This window comes from Stenotrophomonas sp. SKA14, from assembly GCF_000158575.1.
In the GTDB taxonomy this organism is placed as follows: domain Bacteria; phylum Pseudomonadota; class Gammaproteobacteria; order Xanthomonadales; family Xanthomonadaceae; genus Stenotrophomonas; species Stenotrophomonas forensis.
In genome coordinates, this window is the sequence record NZ_DS999412.1 from 101,485 (window position 1) to 116,891 (window position 15,407).

General features: G+C 67.5%; 14 protein-coding genes and 1 pseudogene. 5 read left to right on the top strand and 10 right to left on the bottom strand.

From position 1 onward, the window contains the following. Positions 1-42: 42 nt before the first annotated feature. The 4 genes from SSKA14_RS00595 to dusA form a co-directional block, all read right to left on the bottom strand. The gene (locus SSKA14_RS00595) at positions 43-1,467 is read right to left on the bottom strand and encodes a sensor histidine kinase (protein WP_008268038.1); all 1,425 of its coding nucleotides are present in this window, start codon (positions 1,465-1,467) and stop codon (positions 43-45) included. A gap of 25 nt (positions 1,468-1,492) precedes the next feature. Further along, on the bottom strand, positions 1,493-2,176 hold the full coding sequence (locus SSKA14_RS00600) for a response regulator transcription factor (protein WP_004136763.1): 684 nt from the start codon (positions 2,174-2,176) through the stop codon (positions 1,493-1,495). Between the two features lie 73 nt (positions 2,177-2,249). Continuing rightward, on the bottom strand, positions 2,250-2,624 hold the full coding sequence (locus SSKA14_RS00605) for a hypothetical protein (protein ID WP_008265425.1): 375 nt from the start codon (positions 2,622-2,624) through the stop codon (positions 2,250-2,252). Positions 2,625-2,837: 213 nt separating this feature from the next. Continuing rightward, the gene (dusA, locus tag SSKA14_RS00610) at positions 2,838-3,869 is read right to left on the bottom strand and encodes a tRNA dihydrouridine(20/20a) synthase DusA (protein WP_040006643.1); all 1,032 of its coding nucleotides are present in this window, start codon (positions 3,867-3,869) and stop codon (positions 2,838-2,840) included. Positions 3,870-4,066: 197 nt separating this feature from the next. Between dusA and SSKA14_RS00615 the strand changes: the two genes are divergently transcribed. After that, the gene (locus SSKA14_RS00615; protein WP_008266004.1) at positions 4,067-4,375 is read left to right on the top strand and encodes an addiction module antidote protein; all 309 of its coding nucleotides are present in this window, start codon (positions 4,067-4,069) and stop codon (positions 4,373-4,375) included. 56 nt (positions 4,376-4,431) lie between these two features. Here SSKA14_RS00615 and SSKA14_RS00620 read toward each other — a convergent pair whose 3' ends face one another. Next, positions 4,432-5,886 (bottom strand): SulP family inorganic anion transporter, encoded by a 1,455-nt coding sequence (locus tag SSKA14_RS00620; RefSeq protein ID WP_008268424.1) that lies wholly within the window; start codon positions 5,884-5,886, stop codon positions 4,432-4,434. Positions 5,887-6,093: 207 nt separating this feature from the next. On the opposite strand from SSKA14_RS00620, the gene SSKA14_RS00625 reads away from it, so the two are divergent. Both SSKA14_RS00625 and SSKA14_RS00630 read left to right on the top strand, forming a co-directional pair. Further along, positions 6,094-7,074, top strand: a complete 981-nt coding sequence (locus SSKA14_RS00625; RefSeq protein WP_008266964.1) for a cation transporter — start codon at positions 6,094-6,096, stop codon at positions 7,072-7,074. A 111-nt stretch (positions 7,075-7,185) separates the two neighbouring features. Further along, positions 7,186-7,611, top strand: coding sequence for an organic hydroperoxide resistance protein (locus tag SSKA14_RS00630; RefSeq protein ID WP_005411948.1), 426 nt, complete (start codon positions 7,186-7,188; stop codon positions 7,609-7,611). 148 nt (positions 7,612-7,759) lie between these two features. On the opposite strand, the gene mmsB is transcribed toward SSKA14_RS00630, so the two are convergent. From mmsB to SSKA14_RS00655, 5 genes are read right to left on the bottom strand one after another with little or no spacing between them, the layout of a single operon-like run. Continuing rightward, the gene (gene mmsB / locus SSKA14_RS00635; RefSeq protein ID WP_004153728.1) at positions 7,760-8,650 is read right to left on the bottom strand and encodes a 3-hydroxyisobutyrate dehydrogenase; all 891 of its coding nucleotides are present in this window, start codon (positions 8,648-8,650) and stop codon (positions 7,760-7,762) included. Beyond that, positions 8,647-9,822, bottom strand: coding sequence for an enoyl-CoA hydratase/isomerase family protein (locus SSKA14_RS00640; protein ID WP_040006650.1), 1,176 nt, complete (start codon positions 9,820-9,822; stop codon positions 8,647-8,649). Before SSKA14_RS00640 ends, mmsB begins: the two co-directional genes overlap by 4 nt. After that, positions 9,819-10,616 carry an enoyl-CoA hydratase gene (locus SSKA14_RS00645; protein ID WP_008266557.1) on the bottom strand — a complete coding sequence of 266 codons (798 nt, stop codon included), beginning with the start codon at positions 10,614-10,616 and terminating at the stop codon, positions 9,819-9,821. The genes SSKA14_RS00640 and SSKA14_RS00645 overlap by 4 nt, the downstream gene beginning before the upstream one ends. Continuing rightward, on the bottom strand, positions 10,613-11,779 hold the full coding sequence (locus tag SSKA14_RS00650; RefSeq protein ID WP_008267675.1) for an acyl-CoA dehydrogenase family protein: 1,167 nt from the start codon (positions 11,777-11,779) through the stop codon (positions 10,613-10,615). The genes SSKA14_RS00645 and SSKA14_RS00650 overlap by 4 nt, the downstream gene beginning before the upstream one ends. Before the next feature lie 14 nt (positions 11,780-11,793). Further along, complete coding sequence (locus SSKA14_RS00655; RefSeq protein WP_040006652.1) at positions 11,794-13,299, bottom strand: CoA-acylating methylmalonate-semialdehyde dehydrogenase; 1,506 nt, start codon at positions 13,297-13,299, stop codon at positions 11,794-11,796. A 115-nt stretch (positions 13,300-13,414) separates the two neighbouring features. On the opposite strand from SSKA14_RS00655, the gene SSKA14_RS00660 reads away from it, so the two are divergent. Both SSKA14_RS00660 and SSKA14_RS00665 read left to right on the top strand, forming a co-directional pair. Continuing rightward, complete coding sequence (locus SSKA14_RS00660) at positions 13,415-14,782, top strand: short-chain fatty acyl-CoA regulator family protein (RefSeq protein WP_008267430.1); 1,368 nt, start codon at positions 13,415-13,417, stop codon at positions 14,780-14,782. 97 nt (positions 14,783-14,879) lie between these two features. Further along, positions 14,880-15,407: pseudogene (locus tag SSKA14_RS00665) on the top strand (substrate binding domain-containing protein); the annotation flags it as partial.

Consider the following 15,407-nt stretch of genomic DNA (forward strand, 5'->3'; position numbering starts at 1 on the left):
TGAGGTTGCCGGCCAGCGGCCGGCACTACCGATTGCAGAGGTTTACGGCCCCGGCGGCAGGCGCACTTCGAAGCGGGCGCCGCCGAGTTCACTGGAACGGCCGACGGCCAGTTCGCCGCGGTAGTCCTTGATCAGGTCCTGCACGATCGACAGGCCGATGCCATGGCCCTGTACGCGCTCGTCGCCGCGCACGCCACGCTGCAGCACCTTGCCGATGTCGTCCGGGGCGATGCCCGGGCCATCGTCGTCCACCGCCAGCAGCAGGCCGGCGCGGCGCGCGTTCGGGGCCGGCAGCGGCTGCGCGGTCAGCAGCACGCGGCGATTGGCCCACTTGAACGCGTTTTCCAGCAGGTTGCCGAGCAGTTCCTGCAGATCGCCGGGTTCACCATGGAAGCGCGCGGCCGGGTCGATGTCGAATTCGCACAGCACGCCCTTCGACGCGTAGACCTTTTCCAGGCCGCGCACGATTTCCTCGGCGTTGGATTCGATCGGCAGGGGCGCGGAGAACAGCTTGTGGCCCGACGACGCCGCGCGCGCCAGCTGGTACGAGACCAGGTTGTTCATGCGCTGCAGCTGCACGTCCAGTTCCTCGCGCAGCGCGCCATCACCGGCACCACTGTCCATCTGCGTGCGCAGCACCGCGATCGGCGTCTTCAGGCTGTGCGCCAGGTCGGCCAGGGTGTTGCGCTGGCGCTCCAGGTTCTCGCGCTCACTCTCGATGAAGGCGTTGATGCTGTCGGTCAGCGGCTCCAGCTCGCGCGGGTGGCGCTCGCTCATGCGCGCGGTCTCGCCGCGCTGCACCTTGGTCAGCTCGGTAATGACCCGCCGCAGCGGGCGCAGGCTCCACTGCAGGATGACGGTCTGCAGCAGCAGCAGGATCAGGCCGATGCCACCCAGGTAGAACCAGACCCGGCTGCGGAACACGCGCAGCTGCGCGCCCAGCGCGCGCGAGTCTTCCATCACGTAGATGGTGTACGGGAATTCGGTGGCGGGATCGGCGTCGGCATCCCACACCAGGCCCAGGCCATAGCGGTACACCGAGCCCTGGCTGCCATCGATCTGGATCATCGGCAGCGGGCCTTCGAACACTTCCTGGCGCGGCGCCAGCAGGCCACCGCCCACGGTGGGCAGCATCGGGCCTTCGGCGGACATCGAATTGCCCTTGCCGTGCGGCATCACCACCTGCAGGTACAGGCCGCTGCCTGGAACGTCGAAGCGCGAATCCGGCGGCTGCTCGCGGATGTACAGCGAGCGATCGCGGGTGAAGTCGATGCCGGCCGCGTAGGCGGTGGCGTAGTTCTTCAGGCGCTCACGCAGGTTCGCCTTCGCCGTATCGGCGAAGGCGGCGTCGAGCGCGTAACCGGCCAGCGCCAGGAACGCGACCAGGCCCACGGACGCGGCGAACATCTGGCGCGCCTGCAGTGAGCGCGGCCGCCAGCGTCGGAAGAACCACAGACGGCCGGACATCGTGTTATCGCCAGGGTGAGCCGGCTCAGCCCTCGTTGCGCGGGATCGCGAAACGGTAGCCGCGACCGCGCACGGTCTCGATCGGCTTCAGTTCGCCATCCGGGTCCAGCTTCTTGCGCAGGCGGCCGATGAACACTTCCAGCACGTTCGAGTCGCGGTCGAAGTCCTGCTGGTAGATGTGCTCGGTGAGGTCGGCCTTGGAGACCAGTTCACCGGCATGCATCATCAGGTACTCCAGCACCTTGTACTCGTAGCTGGTCAGGTCGACATTGCTGCCGGCCACGCTGACGGTCTGGGCGGCCAGATCCAGGGCGACCGGGCCGCATTCCAGGGTCGGCTTGCTCCAGCCGGCGGCGCGGCGCAGCAGCGCGTTGACGCGGGCCAGCAGCTCTTCGACGTGGAACGGCTTGACCAGGTAATCGTCGGCGCCCTGCTTCAGGCCCTCGACCTTGTCCTGCCAGCTCGAACGCGCGGTCAGGATCAGCACCGGGAACTTCTTGCCTTCGTCACGCAGGGCCTTGATCAGCTCCATGCCCGACATCTTGGGCAGGCCGAGGTCGATGATGCCGACATCGAACGGGACTTCGCGCCCCATGTAGAGGCCTTCCTCGCCGTCCTGCGCAGCATCGACGGCAAAGCCTTCGCGCTTGAGCCGGGCTGCCAGGGTCTCACGCAGCGGGGCTTCGTCTTCGACCAGAAGGATACGCATGAACTCTCCCTAGTGTCCTGGGTGTGGCCCGGAGGCCTGTGGGGTACGGGTTGATAGCGACAACTATCCCTGTTCAGGGGTTATCGCCGCGTAGTGATGACATATCCGACCGCGGCGTGCGCGGCTGTGAACGCGACGGGGCGGGATCGTCCATGTAGCGGACCCGGCCCCGGTCGTCCATGTATTTCACCCGGTTGATGTCACGTCCATCGAACGGCACACGCTCGGCGCCAAGGATGTGGCCACCGGTGGTGCGCTGCACGCGGCGCACGGCATCGGACAGCGAACGCTCGTCGCCACGGTTGCCGCGCTCGCCCCGATCCATCATCTCCGCCCGTCCCTGGTCGCCGCGCGGCGGCTGTTGCGCCAGCGCCGAAGACAACGGCGCAGCCGCCAGCAGCACGCAGGTGGCCAGGGCAATGCGGCGGTGGAAGGGAGCGGAAGACATCGATGCGATCCTAGCCGAGCTCGGCGATTCGTTCAAAAGTCGTAAATCCGGGTGCCGGGTTCGGGACCCGGCGCTTTACAAATCCTTTGCAAATTCTTGGTTTGGGGCAGTGAATCCGGTCTGAACTTTTCCGGTGCCACCGCCGCGTTGTTCAGCTAAGTGAACATTCGGGACGAATCGCCGCCCCTTGTCAAGTCAGGAATGTGACCTCGGTCACGCTGCGACGCGACCCGCATCGCGTTCGGTGACCGCCAGCGCCTGCTCGACCAGGCTCCAGTCGGCGCCCGGGCGGTGTGCGCCCTCGCTCAGCACCTGGCGGAATGCGCGGCCACCGGGCTGGCCATGGAACAGGCCGAGCAGGTGGCGGGTGATGTGCTTCAACGCCAGGCCTTCGCCCAGGCGCGCTTCCACATAGGGGCGCAGCGCGCGCAGCAGGTCGCCACGGGCCTGCAGCGGGGCGCCGGTGTGCAGCGTCTCCAGCTGATGCAGCAGATAGGGGTCGTGGTAGGCCGCGCGGCCCAGCATCACGCCGTCGACGTGCGCGGCCTGCGCCTGCACCGCCTCGAGGCTGGCCAGGCCACCGTTGAGCACCACCGGCAGCGCCGGGCGCTCCTGCTTCAGGCGGTAGGCCCAGTCGTACTTCAGCGGCGGAACCTCGCGGTTCTCCTTCGGCGACAGGCCCTTCAGCCATGCGTTGCGGGCGTGCACCACCACCATCGCCGCACCGGCGGCGACCTGGCGGTCGACGAACGCGGCGAACACGTCGTAGTCGTTGTCTTCGTCCACGCCCAGGCGGCATTTCACCGTGACCGGGATATCCACCGCATCGACCATCGCCGCCACGCACTCGGCCACCAGTACCGGCTCGCGCATCAGGCAGGCGCCGAAACGCCCGGCCTGCACGCGGTCGGACGGGCAGCCGCAGTTGAGGTTGACCTCGTCGTAGCCCCACTCGGCGGCGATGCGCGCGGCCTGCGCCAGCAGCGCCGGGTCACTGCCACCCAGCTGCAGCGCCAGCGGCTGTTCGCTGCGGTCGAAGCCGAGCAGGCGCTCGCGATCACCGTGGATGACCGCGTTGGCGTGCACCATCTCCGTGTACAGGCGCGCGCCCGGCGCCAGCACGCGATGGAACACGCGGCAATGGCGGTCCGTCCAGTCCATCATCGGGGCAACGGACAGGCGCAGGGAATCGGCGTAACGGGCGGTGGCGGACGTCATCGGGGTGTTGATCGTGGAGACTGGCATTGCCAGTGAGATCAATAGTTTACACCGGGTGGCTGAATGGCGGCGGGGAGCGCTACGCAGACACGCCAGGCTTTGACGCAGTTGCCAATTGAACGATGTATCCTTGTGGATACGATTCATGGCGACCCTCCAGGCAAGAGAGACGTTCGCGCGCTGGCTGTGCGTTACGCACGAAGCGCCATTCCCAGGACTCGCCAATGAGCAAACTGAAGACAGTCCCCTTCGCCCCCGCCGACTACCTCGATGAAGACATCGCAATAGCCAGCTATCTGAGCGAGGCGCTGGCAGCGGGTGACCCGGATCACTTCCAGGAGGCACTCGGAACAGTGGCGCGCGCCCGTGGCATGAGCGGTGTTGCCGAGGTCTCCGGTCTTGGACGCGAAAGCCTGTACAAGGCGCTGCGCCCCGGAGCACACCCACGCTTTGACACGGTGCAGCGAGTTTTGTCAGCGCTCGGGGTGCATCTCATCGTGCAAGCCGACAAGCAACCCGCAGGCACCGCCTGATCGCTGCCGCTGCGCTCGCCGGGCATGGCCCGGCGCTACCCGCATCCCCTAGGCGATCAATGCCCGCTACGCGCGCCGCCCACCTGCGCGATCAACGTCTGGCTGGCCGCATTGAGCCCCACCACCGTTACCTTGGCGCCATGCGCGGCCAGTTTTTCCTGAGCGCGTTCCAGCGCGGCCACGGCGGTCAGGTCCCACAGATGGGCGTCGCGCAAATCGATCTGCACCCTCGGTGCCACGTGCTGGTAGTCGAATGCCGCGCCCAGCTGCCCCGCCGATGCAAAGAACACCTGGCCGCGTACGCGGTAGACCTGCGTGTCCCCGGCGTCTTCGCGCTGCACGTCCAGCATGCGACCGACCTTGCGGGCAAAGAACAGCGCCGACAGCAGCACGCCGCTGAGCACGCCCTTGGCCAGGTCGTGGGTGGCCACGGTGACCACCACGGTCAGCAGCATGACAGCGGAGGAACTGCGCGGATGCGTGCGCAGGTCGCGCAGCGAGCGCCAGCTGAAGGTGCCGATGCTGACCATGATCATCACCGCCACCAGCGCCGCCATTGGAATCTGCCGCACCAGTTCGCTGCCGTACACCACCAGCACCAGCAACACCACGCCAGCCACCAGGCAGGACAGGCGCCCGCGGCCGCCGGAGGTCACGTTGATGACCGACTGGCCGATCATCGCGCAGCCGGCCATGCCGCCAAGGAAGCCGGTGACCGTGTTGGCCACGCCCTGGCCGACGCATTCGCGGTTGCGCTCGCTGGGCGTTTCGGTGATGTCTTCGACGATCTGCAGGGTCATCATCGATTCGAGCAAGCCGACTACCGCCAGCGTGGCTGACACCGGCAGCAGGATGCGCAGCGTTTCCCAGGTAAGCGGAACATCCGGCAGCAGGAAGTGCGGCAGGCTGTCAGGCAGCTGGCCCATGTCGCCCACGCTGCGCACGTCCACGCCGAAGCCGATCACCACGGCGGTGAGCACGACGATGGCCACCAGCGGTGACGGCACCGCGCGGGTGATGCGCGGCAGCAGGTAGATGATCGCCAGCGCGGCGGCGCACAGCACGTACACGGTGGGGCCGCGGCCGACCAACTCCGGCATCTGTGCCAGGAAGATCAGGATCGCCAGCGCGTTGACGAAGCCGGTGATGACCGAGCGGGAGACGAAGCGCATCAGCGAGCCGAGCTTGAACACCCCGGCCAGCACCTGCAGCAGGCCGGCCAGGATGCTGGCAGCGAACAGGTACTGCAGGCCGTGGTCCTTGACCAGGTCGACCATCACCAGTGCCATCGCACCGGTGGCGGCAGAGATCATGCCGGGGCGGCCGCCAGCGATGGCGGTGATCACCGCGATCGAGAACGCGGCGTACAGGCCGACCTTGGGATCGACGCCGGCGATGAGCGAGAAGGCGATGGCCTCGGGAATCAGGGCCAGGGCGACGACGATGCCGGACAGCAGGTCGCCACGGATATTGCCGAGCCATTGCTGGCGCAGGGGGTAGGACGTTTGCATGGGAAAACTCCGCGCGCACGCGGGCGTGGCCACGTGGCGATGCAGTGGAAAGACACGGGTTCCTGAGCCGGGCGGGCCGGCTGCCGATGTGCGGCAAGGGTCAGGGTGGCGTGATCACTGCAGGGCGGGGTCGATGCGTGGGAGGGGCGCAGTCTACGCCAGTGGGACCGCCGGGGACAGCATCGTCGACCTCGGCGGCAACGAAGCATGGCTGCGCTCTACAATCCAGGCATGGCCGCCGACCGACCGCATTTCTTCGACCCCGCCACCGAACAGGGCGTGCTGCGCCTGTCGATTGCCGGTGCACTGCTGCTGGCATTGGCCGCGGTGGTGTTCGGCCTGCTGGCCAATTCCTCGCTGATCATCTTCGACGGCATCTACGGCCTGATCGACGTGGTCATGACCTGGCTGTCGCTGCTGGTTGCACGACTGATCGCACTGTCCACCAACACCGATGCGCTGCAGTCGCGGCTCAACCAGCGCTTCACGATGGGCTTCTGGCACCTGGAGCCGATCGTGCTGGGGGTCAGCGGCACGCTGATGATCGGCGCGGCGCTGTATGCGCTGGTCAATGCCGTGGATGCGCTGATGTCCGGTGGCCGCCACATCGCGCTGGGGCCGGCGATCATCTTTGCCGGCCTGTCACTGGTGGCCGAGAGTGCGCTGGCCTGGTTCGTGCTGCGCGCCAACCGCCGCATCGGATCGGAGTTCATCGCGCTGGATGCGAAGAACTGGGTGGTGGCGGCGAGTATGTCCGCCTGCTACATGGTGGCCTTCCTCGGTGGCGTGCTGGTGCAGGGCACGACGTGGGCCTGGGTCGGCCCTTACATCGACCCGGCCATCCTGGCCTTCGTCTGCGTGCTGGTGATGATCGCGCCGCTGGGTACCGTGCGCCGGGCGCTGGCCGGCATCCTGCTGGTCACGCCGCCGGAACTGCAGGCGCACGTGGATGCGGTGGCCCGCGGGATCGTGGCGAAGCATGGCTTCGTCGAGCACCGCAGCTACGTGGCGCAGGTGGGCCGCGGCGAGCAGATCGAGCTGTTCTTCGTGGTGCCGGAAAACGACCCACCACGGCCGCTGGTGGAATGGGACCAGCTGCGCGACGAGATCGGCGACGCGCTGGGCGAGGCCTCGCCGGACCGCTGGCTGACCATCATGTTCACCACCGACCGCGAGTGGACGCTCTAGGCCGGCAGGACGATCGATCAAATTTTGCGGACGGACTGTCACCCAACGTCCTTGGAAACCGGGCAAAGTAGGCTCCAACGCACCACCTACCCACCGACCAGGAGCATCCCGATGTCCATCGAAAAGGTTCTGTACACCGCCCAGGCCACCTCCACCGGCGGCCGCGAAGGCCGTTCGGTCTCGTCCGACAACGTGCTGGACATCCAGCTGTCGACCCCGCGCGAACTGGGCGGCGCCGGCGGCCCGGGCACCAACCCGGAGCAGCTGTTCGCGGCCGGCTATTCGGCCTGCTTCCTGGGCGCGCTGAAGTTCGTGGCCGGCCAGGCCAAGGTCGCGCTGCCGGCCGACACCACCGTCACCGGCAAGGTGGGCATCGGCCAGATCCCGACCGGTTTCGGCATCGAAGCCGAGCTGACCATCAACGTGCCGGGCGTGCCGCGCGAGCAGGTGGAAGAACTGGTGCAGAAGGCGCACATCGTCTGCCCGTACTCCAACGCCACCCGCGGCAACATCGACGTGACGCTGGTCGTTGCCTGATGCGGTGATGCCGGCCAGCGGCCGGCACTACCGGCCCGCGGGGCAAAAAAATGGGCGGATGCCGGTCGAAACCGGGCATCCGCCCATCCCACCTTCGTTGTCCCGCACGGGGGCATGAGGTTGCCGGCCAGCGGCCGGCACTACCAGGTCACTTCTCGCTCGTAATGAGCTGCACGACGCTGGAGAAATCCAGCTTGCCGCGGCCGGCCTGGTGATTCATCGAGTACAGGTTGCGGGCCACTTCGCCCAGCGGGATCGAGGCGCCGACACTCATCGCCGCTTCCACCGCCAGGCCCATGTCCTTCAGCATCAGGTCGCTGCCGAAGCCGCCGCTGTAGCCACGCGAGGCCGGCGCATTTTCCAGCACGCCCGGCCACGGGTTGCACACTTCGGTGGCCCAGCTGCGGCCAGTGCTGACCGCCATCATCTGCGACAGCACCTTCGGGTCCAGCCCGTGTGCCACGCCGAGGGCGATGGCCTCGCCGGTGACCGCCATGATCACGCCCAGCGCCATGTTGTTGCACAGCTTGGCGACCTGACCGGCACCGCTGGCGCCAACGTGGAAGATGTTCTTGCCCATCGCCTGCAGCACCGGGCGCGCGCGCTCCAGCGCATCCTCTTCGCCACCGACGATGAAGGTCAGGGTGCCGGCCTGGGCACCGGCAGTACCGCCGGACACCGGCGCGTCGATCATCTGCAGGCCACGTGCGGCAGCGGCTTCAGAGACCTTGCGGGCGCTGGCCGGCGCAATGGTGCTGCAGTCGATGACCAGTGCACCTGCCGGGATGGCGGCGAGGATGCCGTCGTCGCCCAGGTACACGCCTTCGACGTGACGGCTGGCCGGCAGCATCGAGATCACCACCTCGGCATCGGCCAGGGTGTCACGCGCAGTGGACGCGGCGCTGGCGCCGGCATCGACCGCGGCCTGCACCGCGGCCGGGACCAGATCGAACACGCGCACGCTGTGGCCGTTCTTGACCAGATTGGCGGCCATCGGGCCACCCATGTTGCCCAACCCGATGAATGCAATGCGGCTCATGCAAGGCTCCTTTCAGCAAGGGGAGTGCCCAGGTCGGCCAGCGGATGCGCGGCGTCGGCCCAGGGGGAAGCGAAGAAGGTGTCGGCCCACGCGGTGGTGGCTTCGGCCAGCGCGGCCGGGTTCCACTGCGGGTTGCGGTCCTTGTCGATCAGCAGGGCGCGGATGCCTTCGGCAAAATCGCCGTGGGCGGCGCAATGCAGCGCGGTGATGTATTCCAGCCGGTAGACGCTGGCCAGGTCCTGGCCGGCGCTGCGCCGCTGCAGTTCGAACGCCAACCGCGCCGAACCGGGTGCACCGGCGGCGAGGGTCTTCTGTGCCGCCTGCAACCACGCATCGTCGGTCTGCAGGCCACTGATGCGGTCGATGATGGCGGACAGGTCATCGCCTTCGCACAGCGCGTCGACCTGCGCCGCGTTGGCCAGCAGCGGGCCGGTGACGGCGTCGCTGGCATGCGATTGCAGCAGCTGGCTCAGGCGCTCGTGGTTGTGCGTGGCATCGCCCGACCAGGCCACCTGCAGCAGCGCATCGAACACCGCGCTGCGGCGTTCTTCGGCCACGTGCACGTCGGCCAGGCCGGCGTAGATGGCATCGCCCGGATTCAGCAGCGCGCCGGTCAGGGCCAGGAACAGGCCACCCTTGCCCGGTACGCGCGGCAGCAGCCAGCTACCACCCACATCGGGGAACAGGCCCACGGTGATTTCCGGGAACGCCAGCTTGGAGCGCTCGCTGACCACGCGGTGGCTGGCGCCGGACATCAGGCCGATGCCGCCGCCCATCACGATGCCATGGCCCCAGCACAGGATCGGCTTGGCGTAGGTGTGGATGAGGTAGTCGACGCGGTATTCGACGTCGAAGAACTCGGCGGCGTAGTCGTTCTCGCGGATGTCGCGGCGGCCGGCCTCGCGGAAGGCGACCATGCTCTTGTACAGGCTGTGCAGGTCACCGCCGGCACAGAACGCCTTTTCGCCAGCACCCTGCAGCACCACCACGGCGATGCCATCGTCGTCGGCCCAGGCATTGAGCTGCTTCAGCAGCAGGTGCGCCATCGGCAGCGAGAAACCGTTGAGCGTACGCGGCGCATTGAGCGTGGCGATGCCGATGCGCGTGCCGTTGCCGGCCACGCGCTCTTCGAACAGCACCGGTGCTTCATCGGCAACGGTGTCGGTGCTCATGCGTTCTTCCACTGCGCGGCGCGCTTTTCCAGGAACGCGGTCACGCCCTCGACCTGGTCGGCGGTGTCGAACAGGTCGACGAAGGCTTCGCGCTCGGCCACCAGTGCCGAGGCATGTGTGCCGCTGCGGGTGGACTGCACCAGGGTCTTGCAAGCGGCGATGCTGGTCGGGCTCTGCTTGCCGGCCTTGTTCGCCCATTCCAGCGCCAGCGCCTTGGCCTCGCCCTTGCCGACCTTTTCTTCGGCCAGGCCAATGCGCAGTGCGGTGTCGGCGTTGATGCGCTCGCCCAGCAGGATCATGCGCTTGGCCCAGCCCTCGCCGACCAGGCGCGGCAGGTTCTGGGTGCCACCGGCGCACGGCAGCAGGCCAACGGTGGCCTCCGGCAGCGCGACCTGGGCATGCTCTTCGATGATGCGCAGGTCGCAGGCCAGCGCGCATTCCAGGCCGCCGCCCATGGCGTAGCCGTTGATCGCGGCGATCGACACGCCACGGAACCCGGACAGCGCTTCGAAGGCTTCACCGAAACGGCGTGCGGCTTCGCGAGCGGCGGCCTTGTCGCCCGAGGCGAACTGGTTGAGGTCGGCGCCGGCGGAGAAGAACTTCTCGCCGTCACCGGTGATCACCAGCGCGTAGATCTCGCGGTCCGCGTTGAGCGCGCCCACCAGATCGCGCAGCGCCGACAGGCTGTGTACGGTCCAGGTATGCGCGGGCGGGTTGTGCAGGGTGACCACGGCGGTGTGGCCATCCACCTCGACCTTCAGGCCCACGTGCTCCTGGGTACGCCAATCCTTCATCGCAGTTCCTCTTCGGTGTTGAGCAGGTGACGGGCAACGATCACCCGCATGATCTCGTTGGTGCCTTCCAGGATCTGGTGCACGCGGCAGTCGCGCAGCAGGCGCTCGATCGGGTATTCGCGGATGTAGCCGTAGCCACCATGGATCTGCAGCGCTTCATTACAGACGTTGAAACCGGCATCGGTGGCAAAGCGCTTGGCCATCGCGCACCACACGTTGGCATCGCCGGCACCGGCATCGAGCTTGCGCGCGGCGGTGTGCACCATCTGCCGCGCGGCGACCAGTTCGATGGCCATGTCGGCCAGCTTGAACTGCAGCGCCTGGAATTCGGCCAGCGCCTTGCCGAACTGGCGGCGCTCGCCCATGTAGCGCCGCGCGGCATCCAGCGCGCCCTGCGCAGCACCCAGCGAGCAGGCCGCGATGTTGATGCGGCCACCATCCAGGCCCTTCATCGCCAGCTTGAAGCCGCCGCCTTCCTCTCCCAGAAGGTGGCTGACCGGCACGCGGACGTTTTCGAACGTGATGCCACGGGTGGGCTGGCTGTTCCAGCCCATCTTCTCTTCCTTGCGGCCGAAGCTGACGCCCGGCAGGTCGGCCGGCACTGCAATCGCGCTGACACCACCGGCACCGGCACCGCCGGTACGCGCCATCACCACCAGCAGCTCGGTAGCACCGGCACCGGAGATGAAGGCCTTGGAGCCGTTCAGCACGAAGTGGTCACCATCGCGCACGGCGGTGGTCTTCAGCGAGGCCGCGTCGGAACCGGCGCCCGGTTCGGTCAGGCAGTAGGAAGCCAGCTTGAGGCCGGCGGCCAGATCCTGGCCCCATGCATCGCGCAGTGCTGGCTGGCCCCACTTGGACACCATCCACGAAGCCATGTTGTGGATGCTGATGTAGGCCGCGGTCGACGGATCGACGTTGGCGAGCTCCTCGATGACGACGGCGGCGTCCAGTCGGCTCAGGCCGCTGCCGCCCACTTCCGGGTCCATGTACAGGCCGCAGAAGCCCAGTTCACCGGCCTTGGCGATCGCCTCGCGCGGAAAGATGCCCTCCGCATCCCATCGCGCGGCGTGCGGCGCCAGTTCGGCCTGTGCGAAGTCGCGCGCCGCCTCGCGGTACGCCTGCTGCGCTTCTTCCAGTTCCGTCGTCATCGAGTGGCTCATGGCTGCTCCTGCCGTTACTTCAGGCTGATCGTGGTGTTGACGCCGTGGCTCAGCGTCTCGTCATCGAACCAGCGCGCGGTGACCGTCTTGGTCTGGGTGTAGAACAGCACCACCTGCTTGCCGTATGGGCCCAGGTCGCCCAGCTTGGAGGCGCGCGAACCGGTGAACGAGAACAGCGGCACCGGCACCGGGATCGGCACGTTGATGCCGACCTGGCCAACGTCGATGTCTTCCTGGAACCTGCGCGCGGCGGCGCCGGACTGGGTGAACAGCGCGGTGCCGTTGCCGTTCGGGTTGCTGTTGACCATCGCGATGGCCTCTTCCAGCGTTTCCGCTTCGAGGATGACCAGCACCGGCCCGAAGATTTCTTCCTGGTAGATGCGCATGTCGGTGGTGACACCGGCAAAGATGGTCGGGCCGACGAAGTTGCCCTTCTCGAAGCCATCCACCTGCGGCTTGCGGCCGTCGAGCACCAGCTTGGCGCCCTGCTCCACGCCCGAGGCGATCAGGCCTTCCACGCGCTCGCGGGCGCTGCAGGAAATAACCGGGCCGACATCGGTGCCGGACACGGTGCCGCCGCTGACCTTCAGGGTCTGGGCCTTGGTGACCAGGTCCTGCACCCAGTTGCGTGCTTCACCGACCAGCACCAGGGTGGAGGCGGCCATGCAACGCTGGCCCGCGGCACCGAAGGCGGCACCGACCATCGCGTTGAGGGTCTGTTCCTTGTTGGCGTCCGGCAGCACCACGGCGTGGTTCTTGGCGCCCATCATGCACTGCACGCGCTTGCCGGCCAGCGAGGCGCGGTTGTAGACGTGGGTGCCGACACGGGTGGAACCGACGAACGACACGGCCTTGATGTCCGGGTGGTCGCAGATCGCGTTGACCACTTCCTCGCCGCCGTGGACGACGTTCAGCACGCCCTTCGGAATGCCCGCTTCCAGGGCAAGCTCGACCAGGCGCATGGTCACCATCGGGTCCTGCTCGGACGGCTTGAGGATGAAGGTGTTGCCCGTTGCAATCGCCATCGGGAACATCCACAGCGGGATCATCGCCGGGAAGTTGAACGGGGTGATGCCCGCGCACACGCCCAGCGGCTGCATGATCGTGTAGGTGTCCACGCCATTGGCCACGTTGTTGGCCAGCTCACCCAGCTGCAGGTTGCCGATGGCGGCGGCGTGCTCGACCACTTCCAGGCCGCGGAACACATCGCCTTCGGCGTCGGGCAGGGTCTTGCCCTGTTCGGCGGTGAGGATGTGGGCCAGCTCGCTCATGTTCTCGCGGATCAGCTGCTGGTACTTCAGGAAGATGCGCGCGCGGGTGCCGATCGGGGTCTTGCGCCAGGTCTTGAAGGCTTCCTTGGCGGCGGCGACGGCGGCGTCCACTTCGCCGGTGGTGGCGAACGGCACCTGGGCCAGCACGTCCTGGGTGGCCGGATTGATCACGTCCTGCCAGTGGGAGGTGGCCGATTCAACGAACTGGCCATCGATCAGCATGCGGATACGGGGCGCTGCAACAGTCATGACGACAATCCCACGGGGTGCGAAAGATGCTTGGCATTATTCACAGCATCCACCTCGATTTCCGGGCTGAATCCGCTTAATCTGGCCAACACGCCAGACGATTCATGTTAATTCTGTGAATTATTCAGCCCCCCAGCGACAACTTGGCCTGCGCCTGCTGCGCCTGCGTGAACAGCGCGGCTACAGCCAGGTAGACCTGGCACGGGCGCTGGGGCTGTCGGCCAGCTACCTGAACCAGATCGAGCGCAACAAGCGCCCGCTCACACCGGCCGTGCAGAAGAAGCTGGGCGAGGTACTGGGCGACGTTTCCACGCTGTTCGACGACGATGAGCCCGCCGCGCTGCAGGAAGCGCTGGGCGAAACCCTGCGCGACCTGGGCCTGGCCGAGGTGAGTGCGACCGAGCTGCGCGCGCTGGCCGGCAACCTGCCGCAGGTCAGCCGCGCCCTGCTCGACCTGCACCGCCGCCACCTGGCCCTGCGCGAGCATGCCGCCGCGCTGGAGTTCCAGCTGGGCGAGCCTGCGGCCGGCAGCACCCTGCCCGCCGGCGACCAGGTGCGCGAGTTCTTCAACCGCATGCACAACCACATTCCCGAACTGGACGAACTGGCCGAGCGCCTGTTCGCCGAATGGGGGCTGTCCCCTGGGCATGTGGCACCGCGCCTGCGCCAGCTGCTGGCCGACCGCCATGGCGTGCTGGTGGAAGTGGCGGCACTGCAGGCCGGGCGCGAGAAGCGCCAGTTCGATGCCGGTGCGCGGCGGCTGTGGTTGCCCGATTACCTGGAGCCGGGCCAGCAGGCGTTCCAGATGGCCGCCGAGCTAGCGTTGCACGGTTACCTGCCGCAGATCGATGCGGTGATCGCGCGCGCGGGTTTCCACGACGAAGCGCGCATCGCGCAGGCGCGGATCGGGCTCTCCAACTATTTCGCCGGTGCGCTGGTGATGCCGTACATGCGCTTCCTGCGTGCGGCCGAGGCCAGCAGCTACGACATCGAACTGCTGGCGCACCAGTTCGGCGTCGGCTTCGAGGCGGTGTGCCATCGCTTGAGCACGCTGGCGCGGCGCAGTGCGCCGGGGTTGCCGTTCTTCTTCATCCGGGTGGACCGTGCGGGCAATGTGTCCAAACGGCATTCGGCCACCGATTTCCATTTCTCGCAGGTGGGCGGCTCGTGCCCGCTATGGATCGTCTACGAGGCGTTCAACCAGCCGGGTCGCATCCTGACCCAGACCGCGCGCATGCCCGACGGCCGCCGACATTTCTGGCTGGCACGGCAGGTCAGCAGCGGGCCGGTAGGCCATGGCCAACCGCGCAAGACGTTTGCGGTGGCGCTGGGCTGCGACCTGCAGCATGCGGAGCGGCTGGTGTATTCGCTGGGGCTGGATGTGCAGAGCCCGGGCAATTCGGTGTCGATCGGCCCGGGGTGCCGGGTGTGCCCGCGCGAGGACTGCATGCAGCGCGCGTTCGCGCAGTTGCCGGGAAGGTAGGGGTTATTCGGCAGGGCTGCGCCCTGCACCTGCCGAGGCCGTAGCAACGGCAACGGCAACGGCAACGGCAAAAGCTTGCATTCCATGGGATGGCGCGGTGAACCTGGTGGAGGAGCGGGTGGACCTGGCGGTGCGCATCGCGCGCCAGATCGACCCCAGCCTGATCGCGCGGCGGCTGGCCACCTGCCGCTCGGTGCTGTGCGCGACGCCCTCCTACCTGCAGGCGCACGGCACGCCGACCGCCCCCGAGCACCTGGCCGCGCACAACTGCCTGACCCACCACTACGTCGGCAAGAGCCTGTGGCAGCTGCACCGCGACGGACGTTCGTTGTCGGTGGCGGTGGGCGGCAACATCAGCGCCAATGAAGCCTCGCTGCTGCTGGAGGCGGTGCGCGCCGGCGCCGGCATCGCGATGCTGCCGACCTACCAGGTGGCGCCGCTGCTGCGCAGTGGCGAATTGATTGAACTGCTGCCCGAATTCGGCCTGGACGAACTCGGCATTCATGCCGTGTACGCATCACGGCGCCAGCAGCCCGCTATCATGCGGCGATTCCTGGACTACCTGGCCGAGTGTTTTCGCCAGCCCGGCCTTCCAGGATCTGGATTGGCGCCCACCGCGCAAGGA